Origin of the sequence: Wolbachia endosymbiont of Oedothorax gibbosus, from assembly GCF_936270145.1 — a bacterium.
Taxonomy (GTDB): Bacteria; Pseudomonadota; Alphaproteobacteria; order Rickettsiales; family Anaplasmataceae; genus Wolbachia.
In genome coordinates this window covers 1-15,420 of sequence record NZ_OW370537.1, presented here as the reverse complement: position 1 = coordinate 15,420, position 15,420 = coordinate 1, and the positions used below count along the sequence as shown (strand labels likewise).

The 15,420-nt window shown below is 34.7% G+C and carries 12 protein-coding genes and 3 pseudogenes; 6 read left to right on the top strand and 9 right to left on the bottom strand.

Annotation, left to right across the window (positions count from 1 at the left end; translation table 11 throughout):
• Positions 1-134: 134 nt before the first annotated feature.
• Positions 135-818 (top strand): annotated as a pseudogene (truB, locus tag NBW37_RS00080) (tRNA pseudouridine(55) synthase TruB); the annotation flags it as partial.
• An 87-nt stretch (positions 819-905) separates the two neighbouring features.
• Positions 906-1,803, top strand: a pseudogene (locus NBW37_RS07815) (IS5 family transposase).
• A gap of 473 nt (positions 1,804-2,276) precedes the next feature.
• Here NBW37_RS07815 and NBW37_RS00065 read toward each other — a convergent pair.
• From NBW37_RS00065 to NBW37_RS00055, 3 genes are all read right to left on the bottom strand, one after another.
• The gene (locus tag NBW37_RS00065; protein WP_250296412.1) at positions 2,277-3,470 is read right to left on the bottom strand and encodes a phage portal protein; all 1,194 of its coding nucleotides are present in this window, start codon (positions 3,468-3,470) and stop codon (positions 2,277-2,279) included.
• 235 nt (positions 3,471-3,705) lie between these two features.
• Positions 3,706-3,948, bottom strand: coding sequence for a type II toxin-antitoxin system RelE family toxin (locus NBW37_RS00060; protein ID WP_256466286.1), 243 nt, complete (start codon positions 3,946-3,948; stop codon positions 3,706-3,708).
• Entirely contained in the window at positions 3,945-4,178 is a 234-nt protein-coding gene (locus tag NBW37_RS00055; RefSeq protein WP_010081986.1) for a DUF6290 family protein, read from the bottom strand. Before NBW37_RS00055 ends, NBW37_RS00060 begins: the two co-directional genes overlap by 4 nt.
• 228 nt (positions 4,179-4,406) lie before the next feature.
• Between NBW37_RS00055 and lipB the strand changes: the two genes are divergently transcribed.
• Both lipB and NBW37_RS00045 read left to right on the top strand, forming a co-directional pair.
• Positions 4,407-5,048, top strand: a complete 642-nt coding sequence (gene lipB, locus NBW37_RS00050; RefSeq protein WP_256466285.1) for a lipoyl(octanoyl) transferase LipB — start codon at positions 4,407-4,409, stop codon at positions 5,046-5,048.
• The gene (locus NBW37_RS00045) at positions 5,048-6,034 is read left to right on the top strand and encodes an LD-carboxypeptidase (RefSeq protein ID WP_250296411.1); all 987 of its coding nucleotides are present in this window, start codon (positions 5,048-5,050) and stop codon (positions 6,032-6,034) included. The genes lipB and NBW37_RS00045 overlap by 1 nt, the downstream gene beginning before the upstream one ends.
• Positions 6,035-6,627: 593 nt before the next feature.
• Here NBW37_RS00045 and glyA read toward each other — a convergent pair.
• The 3 genes from glyA to NBW37_RS00030 form a co-directional block, all read right to left on the bottom strand.
• The gene (glyA, locus tag NBW37_RS00040) at positions 6,628-7,905 is read right to left on the bottom strand and encodes a serine hydroxymethyltransferase (protein WP_250296410.1); all 1,278 of its coding nucleotides are present in this window, start codon (positions 7,903-7,905) and stop codon (positions 6,628-6,630) included.
• Between the two features lie 40 nt (positions 7,906-7,945).
• Positions 7,946-9,157, bottom strand: a complete 1,212-nt coding sequence (locus NBW37_RS00035) for an MFS transporter (protein WP_250296409.1) — start codon at positions 9,155-9,157, stop codon at positions 7,946-7,948.
• A gap of 82 nt (positions 9,158-9,239) precedes the next feature.
• Positions 9,240-10,469, bottom strand: coding sequence for an MFS transporter (locus NBW37_RS00030; protein WP_250296408.1), 1,230 nt, complete (start codon positions 10,467-10,469; stop codon positions 9,240-9,242).
• 636 nt (positions 10,470-11,105) lie between these two features.
• Here NBW37_RS00030 and NBW37_RS00025 point away from each other — a divergent pair.
• Both NBW37_RS00025 and NBW37_RS00020 read left to right on the top strand, forming a co-directional pair.
• Complete coding sequence (locus tag NBW37_RS00025) at positions 11,106-11,978, top strand: IS982 family transposase (RefSeq protein ID WP_250295817.1); 873 nt, start codon at positions 11,106-11,108, stop codon at positions 11,976-11,978.
• Positions 11,979-11,994: 16 nt separating this feature from the next.
• Positions 11,995-12,336: pseudogene (locus tag NBW37_RS00020) on the top strand (hypothetical protein); the annotation flags it as partial.
• Positions 12,337-12,405: 69 nt separating this feature from the next.
• On the opposite strand, the gene NBW37_RS00015 reads toward NBW37_RS00020, so the two are convergent.
• The 3 genes from NBW37_RS00015 to hemE form a co-directional block, all read right to left on the bottom strand.
• Positions 12,406-12,723: a DMT family transporter gene (locus NBW37_RS00015; protein ID WP_250296406.1), complete on the bottom strand. Its 318-nt coding sequence runs from the start codon at positions 12,721-12,723 to the stop codon at positions 12,406-12,408.
• A gap of 56 nt (positions 12,724-12,779) precedes the next feature.
• Positions 12,780-13,973, bottom strand: a complete 1,194-nt coding sequence (locus NBW37_RS00010; RefSeq protein ID WP_250296405.1) for a pyridoxal phosphate-dependent aminotransferase — start codon at positions 13,971-13,973, stop codon at positions 12,780-12,782.
• A gap of 69 nt (positions 13,974-14,042) precedes the next feature.
• On the bottom strand, positions 14,043-15,059 hold the full coding sequence (gene hemE / locus NBW37_RS00005; protein ID WP_250296404.1) for a uroporphyrinogen decarboxylase: 1,017 nt from the start codon (positions 15,057-15,059) through the stop codon (positions 14,043-14,045).
• Between the last annotated feature and the right edge of the window lie 361 nt (positions 15,060-15,420).

Sequence of the window (15,420 nt, the reverse complement as noted above, 5' to 3'; positions counted from 1 at the left end):
CTCCTTAAACAAGGCTAATAAAAAGATTAAGTATATGTTAATAATGCATGTTAGTCAAGCCATTTTTACATTATTATTTAAAGTATATATTTCAAGCTACTTCCTAAACTGTTACCAATTGTATATAATTAACTATGATACACGGCTGGCTGAATCTCGATAAACCAATAGGAATTAGTTCTGCACAAGCTGTAGCCCAAGTTAAAAAGATCTTTGGAATTAAGAAAGCTGGTCATCTGGGAACACTTGATCCTTTAGCTTCAGGCGTGTTGCCGATTGCTCTTGGCGAGGCAACGAAAACTATACCGTATTTATCTTGTGACTTAAAGGCATACGATTTTACAATAAAATGGGGCGAACAAAGAACAACGGACGATTTGGGTGGTGATATTATTAGAACTAGCACTATAGAACCTCAATATAATCAAATAAATTGTGCAATTAAAAATTTTATTGGTGAGATCAAGCAGACTCCTCCTCAATTTTCAGCAATAAAAATTAAAGGAGCAAGGGCGTATAAATTGGCAAGAAGTGGGCAAAAGGTAAATATAAAATCCCGACAAGTTAAAATACATGAGCTGAAATTGATATCTGTGGATACCATAAATAATAGTGCAAATTTTTCTATGATCTGCGGTAGTGGTGTATATGTGAGATCAATTGCTCGGGATCTTGGCATTGCATTAAATTGTTTTGGACACATTACGAAATTAAGAAGAACTATGGTAGGTGACTTTAGAGAAAATAAGTCAGTGACGATTGAGCAACTTACTAAAAAAAACACAACAACTTACTCTCCCCAGTGCTTGACACTGGAATGGCTTTGTTGCATAGCAACTGAAAAAATCTGGTGGCTACTGACAAAATTCATTATAAAATAGCCATTTAACCTTGAAAGAAAAAATATGCCACAAAAAATGAGGGTCAGTAACCATAGCGAATATAACAAATTTCTAGAAAAAAGAGGAAATATTTTTCATTATATCAACGAAGCCATAGAAAAGTGGTACGAGAATGGTCCAAAAATACCAGGTGGCAACAATATTTATAGCGATAAAGTTGTAATTTTGGTGCACATAATAACTTGTTTATTTAGAATAGGCCTGAGTTGGGTTTATAGCAGGATACCTTGAGCAAATTGGGAAAAATTTGCAAGTTATCAGCTATTCACAAGCATCAAAAGAAACTCAATATTAAGATCAATGATTGCAGAAAATAATATGGAAGATATCGAAATTGCTATAGACAGTACAGGAATTAGTATATACAACAACACATAGCAAAGAAAATAGCGAAGATAGAAAGTATCGCAGCTATGAACAGACAAGAAAATTGCATGTAATGTTGAATACAAACAGCAAAAAAGCCATAGCTGTAAAATACAGTAACGGTGTCTACTCTGATCACTATGGAGCTTGTGATTTGCTAAAAGAAGTTGATTTTCAGCATGCCATAAAAGCACTATATGCAGATAGGGCATATGACAGAGAAAAGCTCTATAAGCTGTGTAATCAATATGGTATAAAAACGAAAATTCCTCCGAAAAACAACGCAGCAGAGCATCCAAAATTGGATTATATGCTTGATAGAAATGCCGCTATTCAGTTAATGAAATTACATGGTGAGAATGGTATAAAAAGATGGAAAGAAGAAGTAAATTACGGAAAAAGATCGTATATTGAAGGATTTTTCTCAAGGTTGAAGCGAATATTTGGGTTTAGTTTTAGGAGCAAATCTGAGATTAATCGTGAGAAGGAACTGCTACTCAAGTGTTATTTGCTTAACAAATTTACTGATGGCTAAGTTTGAGATAGCTTCATGAATTTATTGTACGTTACCTACTATCCGAAGAGCGATGCAACAAAGCCATTCCAGTGTCAGCTACTTGGATGACACCATTTGTTGTAAACTCACTTTTACTCTATGGTCTTGCCGCTATCCTGAACAGACAATGGCGTCAACTTAAGGACATTTTAGACTTCTTTGTTGAAATAAAACAGCAACAAAAGTGCTATTTATTGCAGCTTTTAGGTAATTTAATGGTAAAAATTTTAGAGAGAAATTTTATACACTATCACCGATATTTTTCCTTAAGTTGACGCCATTGCCTGAACAGATACAAATTATTGCTTGCAAATGGGTGCAATTTTTACATTGTAAAATTAAGGAATGAGATTCCAGCGTCACACACTGCAAAAGAGTGGGCTACCGGTTTTTCATATAAACAATGGTTATACAAGAAGTCTATTACTACACTTACATTGTATATAAAAACTTCAACCTAACTCATCACCACCCGGCAGCGGTGGCAAGCCAAAAGCTTCTCTTTTTTCGTTGAGCGTCATAAAGCTTGCGTTTTCTACGTATTTCCACAACTTTTGTCTTTTTTCCATGAGAATTTCTATTGCGTCTTTGTCGTACGACAAGCACAGATCTTCACCAAATCTTGGTGTCAGCCAAGAATTCAGGTGACAGATAATATTTTCTAGCGTTGGTAAAACCGTCTGCTCCCAAAGGGACAGGCGTGCTTCGACTAAATTGCTATAAGTGTTATCACCTGGTATGCCAAGCAACTGCGGCGGAACGCCAAAAGCCAGGGCAATATCACGAACTGAACTATGTTTGGACTCGATAAAATCCATATCCCTTGGTGATAAGCTCATTTCTTTCCACTCCAAGCCTCCTTCAAGCAATATCGGTCTTCCAGCATTGACAGGGCCTGAATAATGATCATTTATCTGTGCTTTTAATCGTTGATACTGCTCTTGACTTAAATTACCGCCACTCCCGTCCTTCGCTGATTTCACAACTATTGCACCACTTGGTCTTGCCCCATTTTGCAACATCGCTTGATTCCAAGCACCCGCCTGATTATGTTGATCTATACTGTACGCGGCTGCTTCAATTGGTGATAACCCATACCAATCATTCAAAGGGTTAAAGGTTTTAAGGTGCAACACTGCTGAACGTCCGGTTAGTTTATCAACTTTAAAGTCATAACTGTTGTTATTTATGGTATAACGATAGATATAAGGAACGTTATTTCTCCCTGGAACAATTTCAACCCTATCTGGGCGCAGAAGATAAAGCTCTGTTGGTGGTTTTCTATTGTTCTGCAACTCAACCATCAATATATAAGAATTGCCGTTAACTAACCGATAAGTTACAATTCCCTCAATAAATTCCGATTTTGATGTCATTGGGTTAGGAGAATAAAGTAACTTTAATAATGGATGAATTTTCAATTGTGATTTTCCCTGATCAGTAAGCCGGCAGAGAGTAAAAGGTACCGAAGATGCAGCACTTGCAATCATATTAATTGCTCGAAAGGCAATAACATTTTTTATGTAACCTTCCTCAGCAAAACTTACATAATCACGCTTACTCCAACTTGGTTCCATCATTAGTTGCAAAGCAGAATATTTAGTAAATACTGCGCTTTTTTTTCTTTGAAAAATGTTGAAATTCATATGTGCCTCCTAAAAAATTGAATTTGTGGTAGAATTATATCAATTGGTGTCACAGGAAGGATATACTAACGTACGAACATTATGTTTGAGAGCAATCTCTACACAGTAGTTAAATGGCAGGCACAATAAGGGGTAGCAAAAAGAATGAGCTTTTTTTTTGAGCTGAGCGAAGCCACCTAAGGTAGAAAATGAATCAGGAAGGAGTAAAAATATATTTAATGTTTATATGATGTACTTACTTATAAATATCTTTTCTGTGTCCTATCTCTGTGATAACCACTTCATATTTTATAATATTTACGGAATAGATAACGCGATAATCACCTACCCTTAATCTTCTTTGTCTTTTAAATCTGTAATATAATGGCTCACCAAGGTTAATGGGATCAATTGTAAGGCGCTTATTTATCGCATTTATGATCCTTAATCTTATTGTTTTTGGAAGAGCTGGAAGGTCTTTCTCAAGAACGCTTTCTATGAAGATAATATTGTATTCCAGTCTACATCCTCACTTCTAATTTTCTTTACACCTGAAACATTACGTTTAGCAGCACGCTCAATTAGTATTTTATCTTCCTCATTTTCAATTGCTTCTTGTATTAGCTTCTCTGTTAGTTCTTTAATGGACTTATTTCTTATTTTAGCCAGTCCAGCAAGACACTCTGAAATTTCGTTGTTGAAAGTTATGCTAAATTTTGAGTTTGCCATGTATTTTACCTAAAATCTACCAATAATTATACAACATTTTTCTGAATTTTTCAATAAAAAAAGTTGCCTATACGTAAAGAGGACCTGTGTTGACAAACAATTAAACATTTGTCATGTACTATGTTTGTTAAGGAGAAATAGTACAGAAGTTAGTATTAAGTATATTAGGAATAAGAAAGGCTGCGCTCAGTGTCACACACTGGAATAACAGGAAAAGAACGAACTGCTATACTAAAAAAAAAGAAATTGAACATGACAGAATGGCTAATATCTAACCAACTCATTGATTATAACCATGCTGTAAAATTCATGGAAGAGAAAATTCAACAAATTCACAATAATTTATCTGATGAATTGGTATGGCTACTTGAGCACCCTCCACTTTACACTGCAGGAATTAGCGCAACAGATGATGACATTGTTGAAAAACTATTTCCTATATATAAAACAGGCAGAGGTGGTAAACACACATATCATGGTCCAGGACAGCGCATCATATATTTAATGTTAAACCTTAAAAAAAGAAACAAATGCGATATAAAGCTATATATTAGAGATCTAAGTAAGTGGATCATAAATGTTTTAAAGCGATTTAATATACTTGGAGAGTTTAGAGAAGATAGAATAGGCATTTGGGTAAACCATAACGGAGTAGAAAAAAAAATTGCAGCTTTTGGTATTCGCTTAAGAAAATGGGTAACTTATCATGGCATAGCGCTTAACGTCTCTCCAGATCTTTCTCACTATAAGGGTATTATTCCTTGTGGATTGAAAGGTTATGGCGTCACATCAATGGAAGAACTAGGAGTGAAAGTTCCACTCTCTGAACTCGATGATATACTAAAAAAAGAGTTTTATAAGATATTTTAATGTACTCCGTTATTGTTTATCTTTTATATTTCATTCTCACTTTATGTGCTAACACAGGTAGCCATGCACTTGATCAAATCGATATTATCGCTCCTTCTTCCAAGGGAAAAGAATCAGATCTAACTACCATAAAAAAGTATGTAGAAGCTTTGGATTTTAATCCCCATATTTCGGAGAAAATATATAGTAATGATAATCCATTCTATTCTCACTCTGATGAATTCAGAGCAAATGATTTGATTAGTGCACTAACCGGTGATAGTAAAATAATCTGGTGTATCAGAGGAGGAGAAGGGGCTTCTCGGTTAATTCCCTATCTAGAAAAGTTACCCAATGATAAAAAAGAAAGGATTGCTCAAAACAAAAAAATCCTCATAGGCTATAGCGATATAACCGCTTTGCACATCTATCTACAAGTCAAATACGATTGGCAAACTCTTCACGGCACCATGTTAGAAATGATAGTAAACAACTTCGTTTCTGAAAGCTCTGTTGAAAAATTGAAAGAGTTAATTCTTAAGCAACGCAACTCTATCAGATTTGATAACCTAAAGACGATAAACAATGGCATTAGATTAAAAGATGGCAGATTAGAGTCTAAAGTCATCGGTGGTAATATGACTTTAGTTGAAAATAGTATAGGAACCGCTTGGCAAATAAATGCGAAAGGTAAAATTCTATTTTTAGAGGACATAAGAGTTTACCCATACGCAATAGAGCGCAGTTTAGATCACTTAAAGCAAGCCCACATCTTTGATGGAGTGCATGCAGTAATCTTTGGGGATTTCGTTAACTGTTATAATGATAATCTTGTTGAAGTTGTAAAAGAAAGGTTTGCAAAAAGTGTTAACTTTCCAGTGTTCACAATCCAAGGAATAGGTCATGGGCGTACAAATGACCCTTTACCTTTTAACACTCACGCTATTATTAGCGTTCAAGACGAGAAAGAAGGTTTATTTTTTATGGACGTGCAGAATGTTAGCTAATCTTATAGCTAACGCGAGCTCTACGTCATACCACCGCGGTATCTCTTAGCCGCTAACACGTAGCGGGATGACGATTGTCGGTGAACCTAAGTTACTTTAGCTATAAACATTAAGAAATTTACCAAACGAAAAAAAAGGCAAAAGAAACCCCGTTGGTGACTAGTTATTTATATGTACTTCAAAATATTGGCGTTTTTTATTCTAAACGCTACGATTCAGCCGCTTTTAAATGCAACTAACCTAAATTATAAACGTTAAGAAATTTACTGAGCGGAAAAAAAGGCAAAGAAACCCTAGGGCGGCTAGTATTCAAATTCTCCCTTGTCTATTTGACGTCTTTTACTGTCTTAAACGACTTATAAGCGCGTTTCAGCTTATATAGGTAAAAACCCGAAGATTTTATAAAGACATAGAATGCACATAGTGCAAAAATTAAGCATGATTTACGCCAAATACATTAAGTTTTTTGTCATTAATCCACTGCAGAGATTGCGAAGATAAATAAATAGCTTCAGTTTCATGATAAGGGGGCTGGCGGAGTTTGTCAAGGAAGTTTTTCGTTTCTGTGGGCTACTTGAATAACGCCACATAAATTAATAAATAGGAAAACTACTACAAATCCTTTCAACTTTAGTTTTTACCGTTTTTTCAACATTCGAGCTATTTCCGCTGATTAATCCTTGAATTACTTCATTTATTAGACCAGCTATCTCTTTAAAATTTTCTGCCTTAAGTCCGCGTGTTGTCTCAGCAGCGGTGCCAAAACGGAGCCCTGAAGTGATGGTCGGCTTTGCTGTATCAAATGGTACAGAGTTTTTATTACAGGTAATACCGGCTCTCTCAAGGCTATCTACAACGTCTTTTCCAGTTAATTTCTGCGATCTTAAGTCAACTAGCACTATATGAGAGTCAGTGCCACCGGTTATAATGTCAAGTCCATGCTTTTGCAGTTCTTGAGCCAGCACTTTTGCGTTTTCTACAACTTTTTTGCTATAAATTTTAAACTCTGGCGCTAATGCTTCCTTAAATGCAACAGCTTTTGCAGCTATCACATGCATAAGTGGCCCACCTTGCAATCCTGGAAAAACTGCAGACTGAATTTTTTTATGTAACGCTTCATCATTTGTCATTACCACTCCACCACGAGGACCACGCAAAGTTTTGTGAGTCGTGGAAGTCATAACATGCGCATATTTAGCAGGGGATGGATATTCGCCCGCTGCAATAAGCCCTGAATAGTGAGCAATATCTGCAAGCAGATATGCACCAACTTTATCTGCGATCTCGCGAAAGCGTTTGAAGTCCATTTTTCTCGGGTAAGCAGAAGCACCTGCTATGATCAATTTTGGTTTATATTCTAGTGCCAGCTTTTCTATCTCATCCATATTGAGCAGATAAGTGTCTTTGTTAACTGCATATTGAATTGACTTAAACCATTTACCAGAAAGGCTTGGCGCCGCACCGTGAGTTAGATGCCCACCGCAATTAAGCGATAATCCAAGTATTGTATCGCCTGGAGTAAGTAATGATGCAAAAACTGCTTGATTCGCCTGAGAACCAGAGTGAGGTTGAACATTTGCAAATTTTACACCAAACAACTTACAAAGTCTTTCTATAGCCAGACTTTCAACTTTGTCCACATGCTCACAGCCACAGTAATATCTTTTGCCTGGATAGCCTTCTGCGTATTTATTAGTCAGAAAAGAGCCTTGTGCTTCCATTACTGCTTTACTTGTAAAATTTTCTGATGCAATTAATTGCAATTGTGATTTTTGGCGTTGCAATTCTTTTTCTATAAATTGATAAACCTCGTTATCAAAAGACTTTAAACTATTTTTAGAGCCGCAGATTTTTTTTAAAACACTCATCATAGATCAAACCTCGCTTTAATTTTAAGATGCACAAGCAATTTTAAGACCGTTTTTTTAGCCACATAAACCCAAAAACAGCTAAGAGTAGACACACAGGAATAATTGATGTTGCTTTTATCAGCAACTCAGCACCATACACAGGATTTCCTTGTATTACTGTTCTATCCCAACACAAATCTATTATTTTTGCGATCCCAGTGTGAAAAAAATAGCCAAAAACCATAACTATCATGTTTGATACAGCTGTAGCTAAACCCACCAAGTTATTATTTACATAACTTATTGCCTTATAAATAGTAATTACCTGATACCCAGATGCAAAACCGATAACAAGAAGTGCAGGTAGTACAACATATAAACCGCCAGCTTGCATAAAAAGCAAGAGAAAGCTAGCGATCATTGCAAAAGAACACGCAATAATCACCTCGTAATGTTTGTCTGGATACTTCTCCAGTAAATAAGCGAGAAAGAATGATCCAGCTCCCATACCTATAAACATAAAGGAAGAAAGCGAAGATGCCAGGTCCCCGGTCATTTGATATGCTTCACATAAGAACGCTTTTGCCCAACCATCAGCAAAACCTTCTAATGGTCCAACCATTAAGCCACCAAAAAAGCTGATTAGAATGATATGTTTATTGAAAAGTACAGTTTTTAAATCTTGAAGTATATTGTCATTTCTACTCTCCTCCATGTTACTGTTTGGCGTTATTAAGAATAAAAGTAGGGCAAGCAAGCACCCAAATGCTGAGAAAGTATATATAACATAATTCCAACCAAATTTATTGAGCAAAAAGTCTAGAGGTAATCCACCATAAATTGCTCCCAGTAACCCTATTACTATAGATAAACTAGCCATCCTTGCTGATTTTTCTTGTGAAAAATACATACTTGCAACTTTAAAAAGCCCAATTGCTGAAGCGGATGACCCAATTCCGACAATTATTCTACCAAGTATTGAGTAATACCACTCATCAAAACATATCAGCGGCAATGTCCCAGTAAATGTCAAGACAATGCATGCAGGCAAAACAAACTTTGGCCCAAATCTATCAAGAGCAAGACCAACAGGTATGTGAGCAAGCGTATAGCCTATATAATACAGGCCACCAAATTGACCAACGTCTGTAATACTTATGTTAAATTTTGTTATCAATTCAGGCGCAATTATGTTTGGTATTACACGTAATATATATTGGTACGCATAAAACAGTGACGCCAACAACCAGATTAAAAAATTCCTCTGTAGCATCAATTTTACCTCAAGCTTCGGATTATAGGTACCTTAGTTATGAAAACCATCAAAAACCTACCCATAAAACAGATTTAATACATCAATTTTTTAAATTTGGCAAGCTCTTCTTGCAGCTTATAATCTTAAGCGACAAAAAGCCTATCATTCCTATCAATAAGCATACAGGTATTATCGACATAGATTTAATCATTACATTAGCTCCATAAAATGGAATTTCATCAACCATTTTACCATCCCAATAAAAATTCATTATTCCTGCAATAACGGTATGAAAAAAATAACCAAAACTCATAACTATAGCATTACTTATGGACCCTGCGCTTGCTACTGAATCATTTTTTACACAAGACACAACTTTATCGGTCAAAGCAACTTGATACGCACAAGCAAAGCCGATAATGAACAGCAATATACATGCTAACAGTAGATTAACATCACACATAAAAAGCAATAAGAACATAATTATCATAGCCATAGCACAAAAAATTATTATTTCATAGTGCCTACCTGGGTACCTTGCTAATATATGAGGAAGTAACAAAACTCCAAGACTAAAGCCTATTAGTATCCATTTTGAAATGCTATATGCAACGTGTCTATCTATAGCATACATCTCATACAAAAATGTTGTGGACCATGCATCTGCAAAGCCTTCTAATGGTCCAATCATAAAACCACCAAACAAACTTACCAATAAAACATTCTTATTGAATATAATCTTGCTTAAATTTTTAATATCTACTCTATCTGAAGTATCAGCTTTAGGTATAGATATAAAAGTAGTTAAAGCAAGCAATAGTCCAAGTGTTATAAATGCAATAAGTACATAATCCCATCCAAATTTATCAAATAAGATATGTAATGGTTTAGTGGCAAATATACCACCCGAAATGCCAATAATAGCTGATATACTAAACATTACGGCAAACTTTTCTCTGCAGTAATAGATACTTATCACTTTAAAAAGTCCAAGTACTGAAGCAGAAGATCCAATACCAGTAAGTATTCTTCCAACAACAGAACAACTCCAATTGTCGGAAACGACCAAAGGTAAAGCACCTAAAGATGTTAATGCTATGCAAATTGGTATAACAACTTTAGAACCAAACCTATCCAACAAAATACCCACAGGAATATGTGCTAACACATAACCTATGTAGTATAGTCCACAAAATTGTCCTATCTCCGTTGTTCCTATATTAAACCTTACCATCAATTCAGGAACTACAACATTTGGAATTACACGTAATATGTATTGGTATGCATAGAACAGCGATGCTAGCAACCATATGAAAAAATTTCTCTGCAATGCTAGTCTTACCTCAAAGCTGGAGTTATAGGTATTTTACCAGCAAGAAGCAACTCTTTTTTAAATATCTACTCTAATCTGAGGGTATTTTTTAAAAGAGACCTTTTATTTTACTTATAATTTTTTCTACCATATCTACAACTGGCTCATGAATAAGGTATATGAAAAAAATTACACCACAAATGATAAGTATATTTATGATTTTGCCCTTATTCATCTTTATCTTAAGCTTCACTTTTGTTACAAGATCCATTTTATTTATGTTTTTATTTCATGCTGACAATTATATCTAAAATACCATAATTTTCAGTAAAATTTGACTTCAGAAATACCCTATTAACTCAATATTAACCTTTCTACATGTAAAATAGTTAATATAACATTAAGGTAGGCTTATGAACATAAGCACGATAGATAATACGCTGCAAAATTACATAACAAAATACATTGAACAAACATTCGCTACACATGTGTCAGGCAATAGATATGACAAATTGTATAGGGAACTTCTAAGTGGCATAGAAGAGATAATAAAACTCATTATAAAACCCCAGTTGCGGATTAGAAGTCAGTGAAAAAGATAGGGAAATAGGGTAAACTCCGGAAACATATTATCAAAAAGTAGAGAGGTTACCCATGAATAAAAATGTAACAGAATTATTTTGCTTTGTAGACGATTTTTGCAAGGCTATAAACAAAAATTTCGCAGAAAAACTCCTGCCAAACAGTAAAAAACCTACCAGAACGCCAGAGATTACGCATTCTGAAATTCTTACTATAATTTTACTTTATCAACAATCTAGATGTGAGGACTTTAAATCTTTCTATACATATTATTTGAAAGCACTATATGGATCTGAGTTTCAAAATTTGCCAACATATAGTAGATTTATTAGGCTAAAACCGAGGGTTTTATGGTATTTAGCATTACTTTTGCAATGGCTATGTGAGCAGTCGAAAATGACAGGGATTTCGTACATAGATGCAACATCTATCGCTGTTTGCCATCCAAAAAGAATCTCAAGAAACAAAGTTTTCAAAGGATTGGCAAAGCTTGGAAAGACTACATATGGCTGGTTTTTTGGTTTTAAATTGCATATGGTAATTAATGAAAAAGGTGAAATTCAAGGAGTTACACTTACTAAAGGTAACGTTGACGACAGAAAACCAGTACCAAAATTAACTGAAAAACTGACTGGTCTTTTGTTTGGTGATAAGGGCTATATAAAGAAAGAGCTCTTTGCAAAACTCTTCGATAGAGGACTAAAACTCGTTACCAAAGTAAAAAAAGGTATGAAAAACACATTAATGCTACTTGAAGAAAAGATTTTTTTAAGAAAAAGGTCGATTATTGAAACAGTTTTTGGCTACCTAAAAGACAGACTTGAGCTTGAGCATTCAAGGCACAGGTCTCCAATAAATTTCTTGGTGCACGTCTTTTCCACATTAGTTTCATATTCCATGAAGCCTAAAAAGCCCTGTATTTCTAGATTTTACTATATTGATTAATCCGCAACTGGGGTTTATAAACGAAGCAAAGCATTATGACAAAAGTTTGGAAAATCTATATAACGATCCAAGATTTAATAAGAAATTTATTCAAGCTGTCGCTAAACATCAGGTGTCGGAATTTTTAAATACTTATCCGAAAAGAAAAGAAATTGTTGCAGAATTTTACAATGAACATCACATTAACGAAAGTGATTTAAAGACTCTGGAAAAGGGGAAAGATTTAGTAAATAAAATAAATAACATTAACTTACTGCAACAAAATGAAAAAAATGAGGAATTCAATATTAGGAAGAAACTTGCCCAATCAATAGGAATGCCTTCCGTAGAAAGACACAAGTTAGAGCATTCAAGATAACCTTGGTAAAACGTGGTGAAATAATGGATAGCCTACTTTAACTTCTTTATCCATCTAACTTCTAACCATTTATTTAGTAAACACCTTCAAACCCACAATACCCAGTATTACAAAAGCAAGAGAAAGCAAGCGTCCAAAATTTACCGGATCATTAAAAAATATTATTCCTATTATTGCTGCACCTATGGAACCTATACCAGTCCAAACTGCATAAGATGTACCAAGGGGAATAGACTTCATTGCTAACGACAGCCAGTAAAGACTTACAGAACCGCTAACTAAGATAATTACTACAGGTATAACACGAGTAAAGCCATTGCTATATTTTAGTGCTGTGGTCCATATTATCTCAACCAAGCCAGCTAATAACAAATACACCCAAGCCATACATTAACTCCATCTTACTGAGATATGAAAATATTATACATAAGAATGTTACAAAATTAACTTAGCATTTCACATGCTTTAATAATACTGTTGCACCCAATTTCTAATTGTTCTTGGGAGGTTGCATAAGAAATTCTGATAAAATTTTCCAGACCAAATGCAATCCCTGGAACTACAGCAACTAAATGGTCTTCCAGTAAGTATTCAGTAAAATCTAAATCATTATTTATTATCTTACCACTTTCTGTGCTTTTACTGAGCAATCCTTCACATGAGACAAATAAATAAAACGCACCTTGTGGAACAGACGCTGATAATCCCGGAGCAGAATTTATCTTTTCCACCATAAAATCTCTACGACTCTTAAAAATCCTTGTTCTTTCTTTCAAAAAAATATGGTCACCGTTTAATGCTGCTGCTGCTGCTGCTTGTGCTATCGAATTTGGGTTAGAAGTGCTCTGAGACTGCAGTGTAGAAATAGCTTTTACTACATCACTTTTACCTGCAATATACCCTATTCTCCAGCCTGTCATTGCATATGCTTTTGATACTCCATTGACCACAAAAACTCTGTCGTAAAGCTTTGGCTCAACCTGAGCGATAGTAAAAAATTTTCCGTCGTATATTATATGCTCATAAATATCATCTGTAACAATATTCACATGTGGATATTCAAGTAATATTTGTGCCATGTCTTTCAATTCATCATATGTGTACACAGCTCCTGCAGGATTGTTCGGTGAGTTAAGAATTAACCATTTAGTTTTTTTAGTTATCCTGCTTTTCAATAATTCCGCTGTCAGTTTAAAATTTTGTTTGCATTCCACTACAACTGGTAAGCCCCCAAAAAGATTTACCATATCAACATATGAAACCCAATAAGGAGCTGGAATAATAACTTCATCTCCAGAGTTAATTGTTGCCATGAACAAATTGAATAACACCTGCTTAGCGCCTGTACCAACACAGATTTGATTAAGCGTGTACTCGAGGTTATTATCCTTTCTTAACTTATTGATTATTGCTTCTTTCAGTTCACGCGTTCCATCAACAGCGGTATATTTAGTTTTACCTTCACTTATTGCTTGAATAGCTGCTTTTTTTATATGATCTGGAGTGTCAAAATCCGGTTCTCCTGCAGCTAAAACACAGATCTTTTTTCCTTCATTTTTTAACTTATTTGCCTTATCGGCTACAGCAATCGTAGGTGATGGTTTTATTAGAGACATTCTTTTTGCAAGGTCTGACATATCTTACTAAAGCTAAATTTAAATGATAAACCTTGTAGAACAAAAAAGCTAGGAATTTTCTGTATTGTACTAGTAGCTTTTTACCAGGTTTATCAACGCAGCAATATTTTCAACCGGAGTATCAGGGAGTACTCCATGTCCGAGATTAAATATGAAGGGTAAATCTCTAAAGCAATCTATTATACGTTTCGCCTCTTTTATTGCTTCCATTTTATTATAGGCTAAAAGATTAGGAGAAAGATTTCCTTGTAGAGGGATTTTTAGATTCGCCTTTGCCCATTCTATTGGAACATTATAATCTATACTTACTGCAGATACACCTGTTTGTTCGCAGTAATCCTTATAAAGATTTCCAGCAGACCTTGGAAAACCTATCATTGGAAAATCATGAAACTTACTCTTTATTGCTGAAACAATTTTTTTTGTTGGTTCTATAACATATCCTTTGAATAACGGTTCCGATAATGCACCAGCATTACTATCAAATAGCTGAATAACATCTGCTCCAAACTCTATCTGTTTAATCAGATAAATAATTGTTGCTTCCGTTATTCGTTCAATTATTTCTTTCAAAAATGAAGGGCAAAAATTTAATATTTTAGAAAAATTTTTACTGCTTCCGCCTTCTATAATGTATGAAGCTACTGTCCACGGTCCTCCAGCAAATCCTATGAGAGATTTTTCTTGTGGTAATTGGCTTCTGACTTTTTTTATAGCGTTTAGAATTGGTAAAGTTTTAGTTTCAATGTCTTGTGGACTTTTCAATTCTTTAGGACTTCCTACGGGTTTTATTATTGGACCTACACCGCGTACGAAGTTCACGTCACAACCTAAAACATCAGCGATTATTAAAATGTCTGAAAAAATTATCGCCGCATCTACATCAAATCTTGTTACTGGCTGCAATGTTAATTCTGCAACCAAATCTGTGTTGTAGCACATCTCCATGAAATTACCCATGCTTTCCACTGCTTTGCGGTATTCAGGAAGAGACCTACCAGCCTGACGCATTAGCCAAACAGGCACTCTTTCACCTGGCTCATTTTGTTTGATAACTTTTGCTATCGTTGTTTTGCTGCTTTCCAATCTATTTTATCTACTCTTCTGTATATTAAAGTATAGTAGTAATAATAGTCCTATCAACAACTTGTTACTAACTTAAAATTCAGTAAAAATTGACGTTATTTAATTTGTGGATAAATATGTTGATAACTTTTATATGCTATTGATTTTCTGTTATAATTTATGTGTATAAGTAAGATGTTTAGAGTGTTAGTAATTTTCTTTTATGAAAAACACTTTACCATCATGGATTGTTACAACTATGTATATGTCATTGAAAAAGTTGTTGATCAATTGTTGGTATTTTATATCAACAATTGATTCACAAATTAATTTGACATTATTCACATGCTTATTAAACATTTAATAACAGTTTTCTTGATAA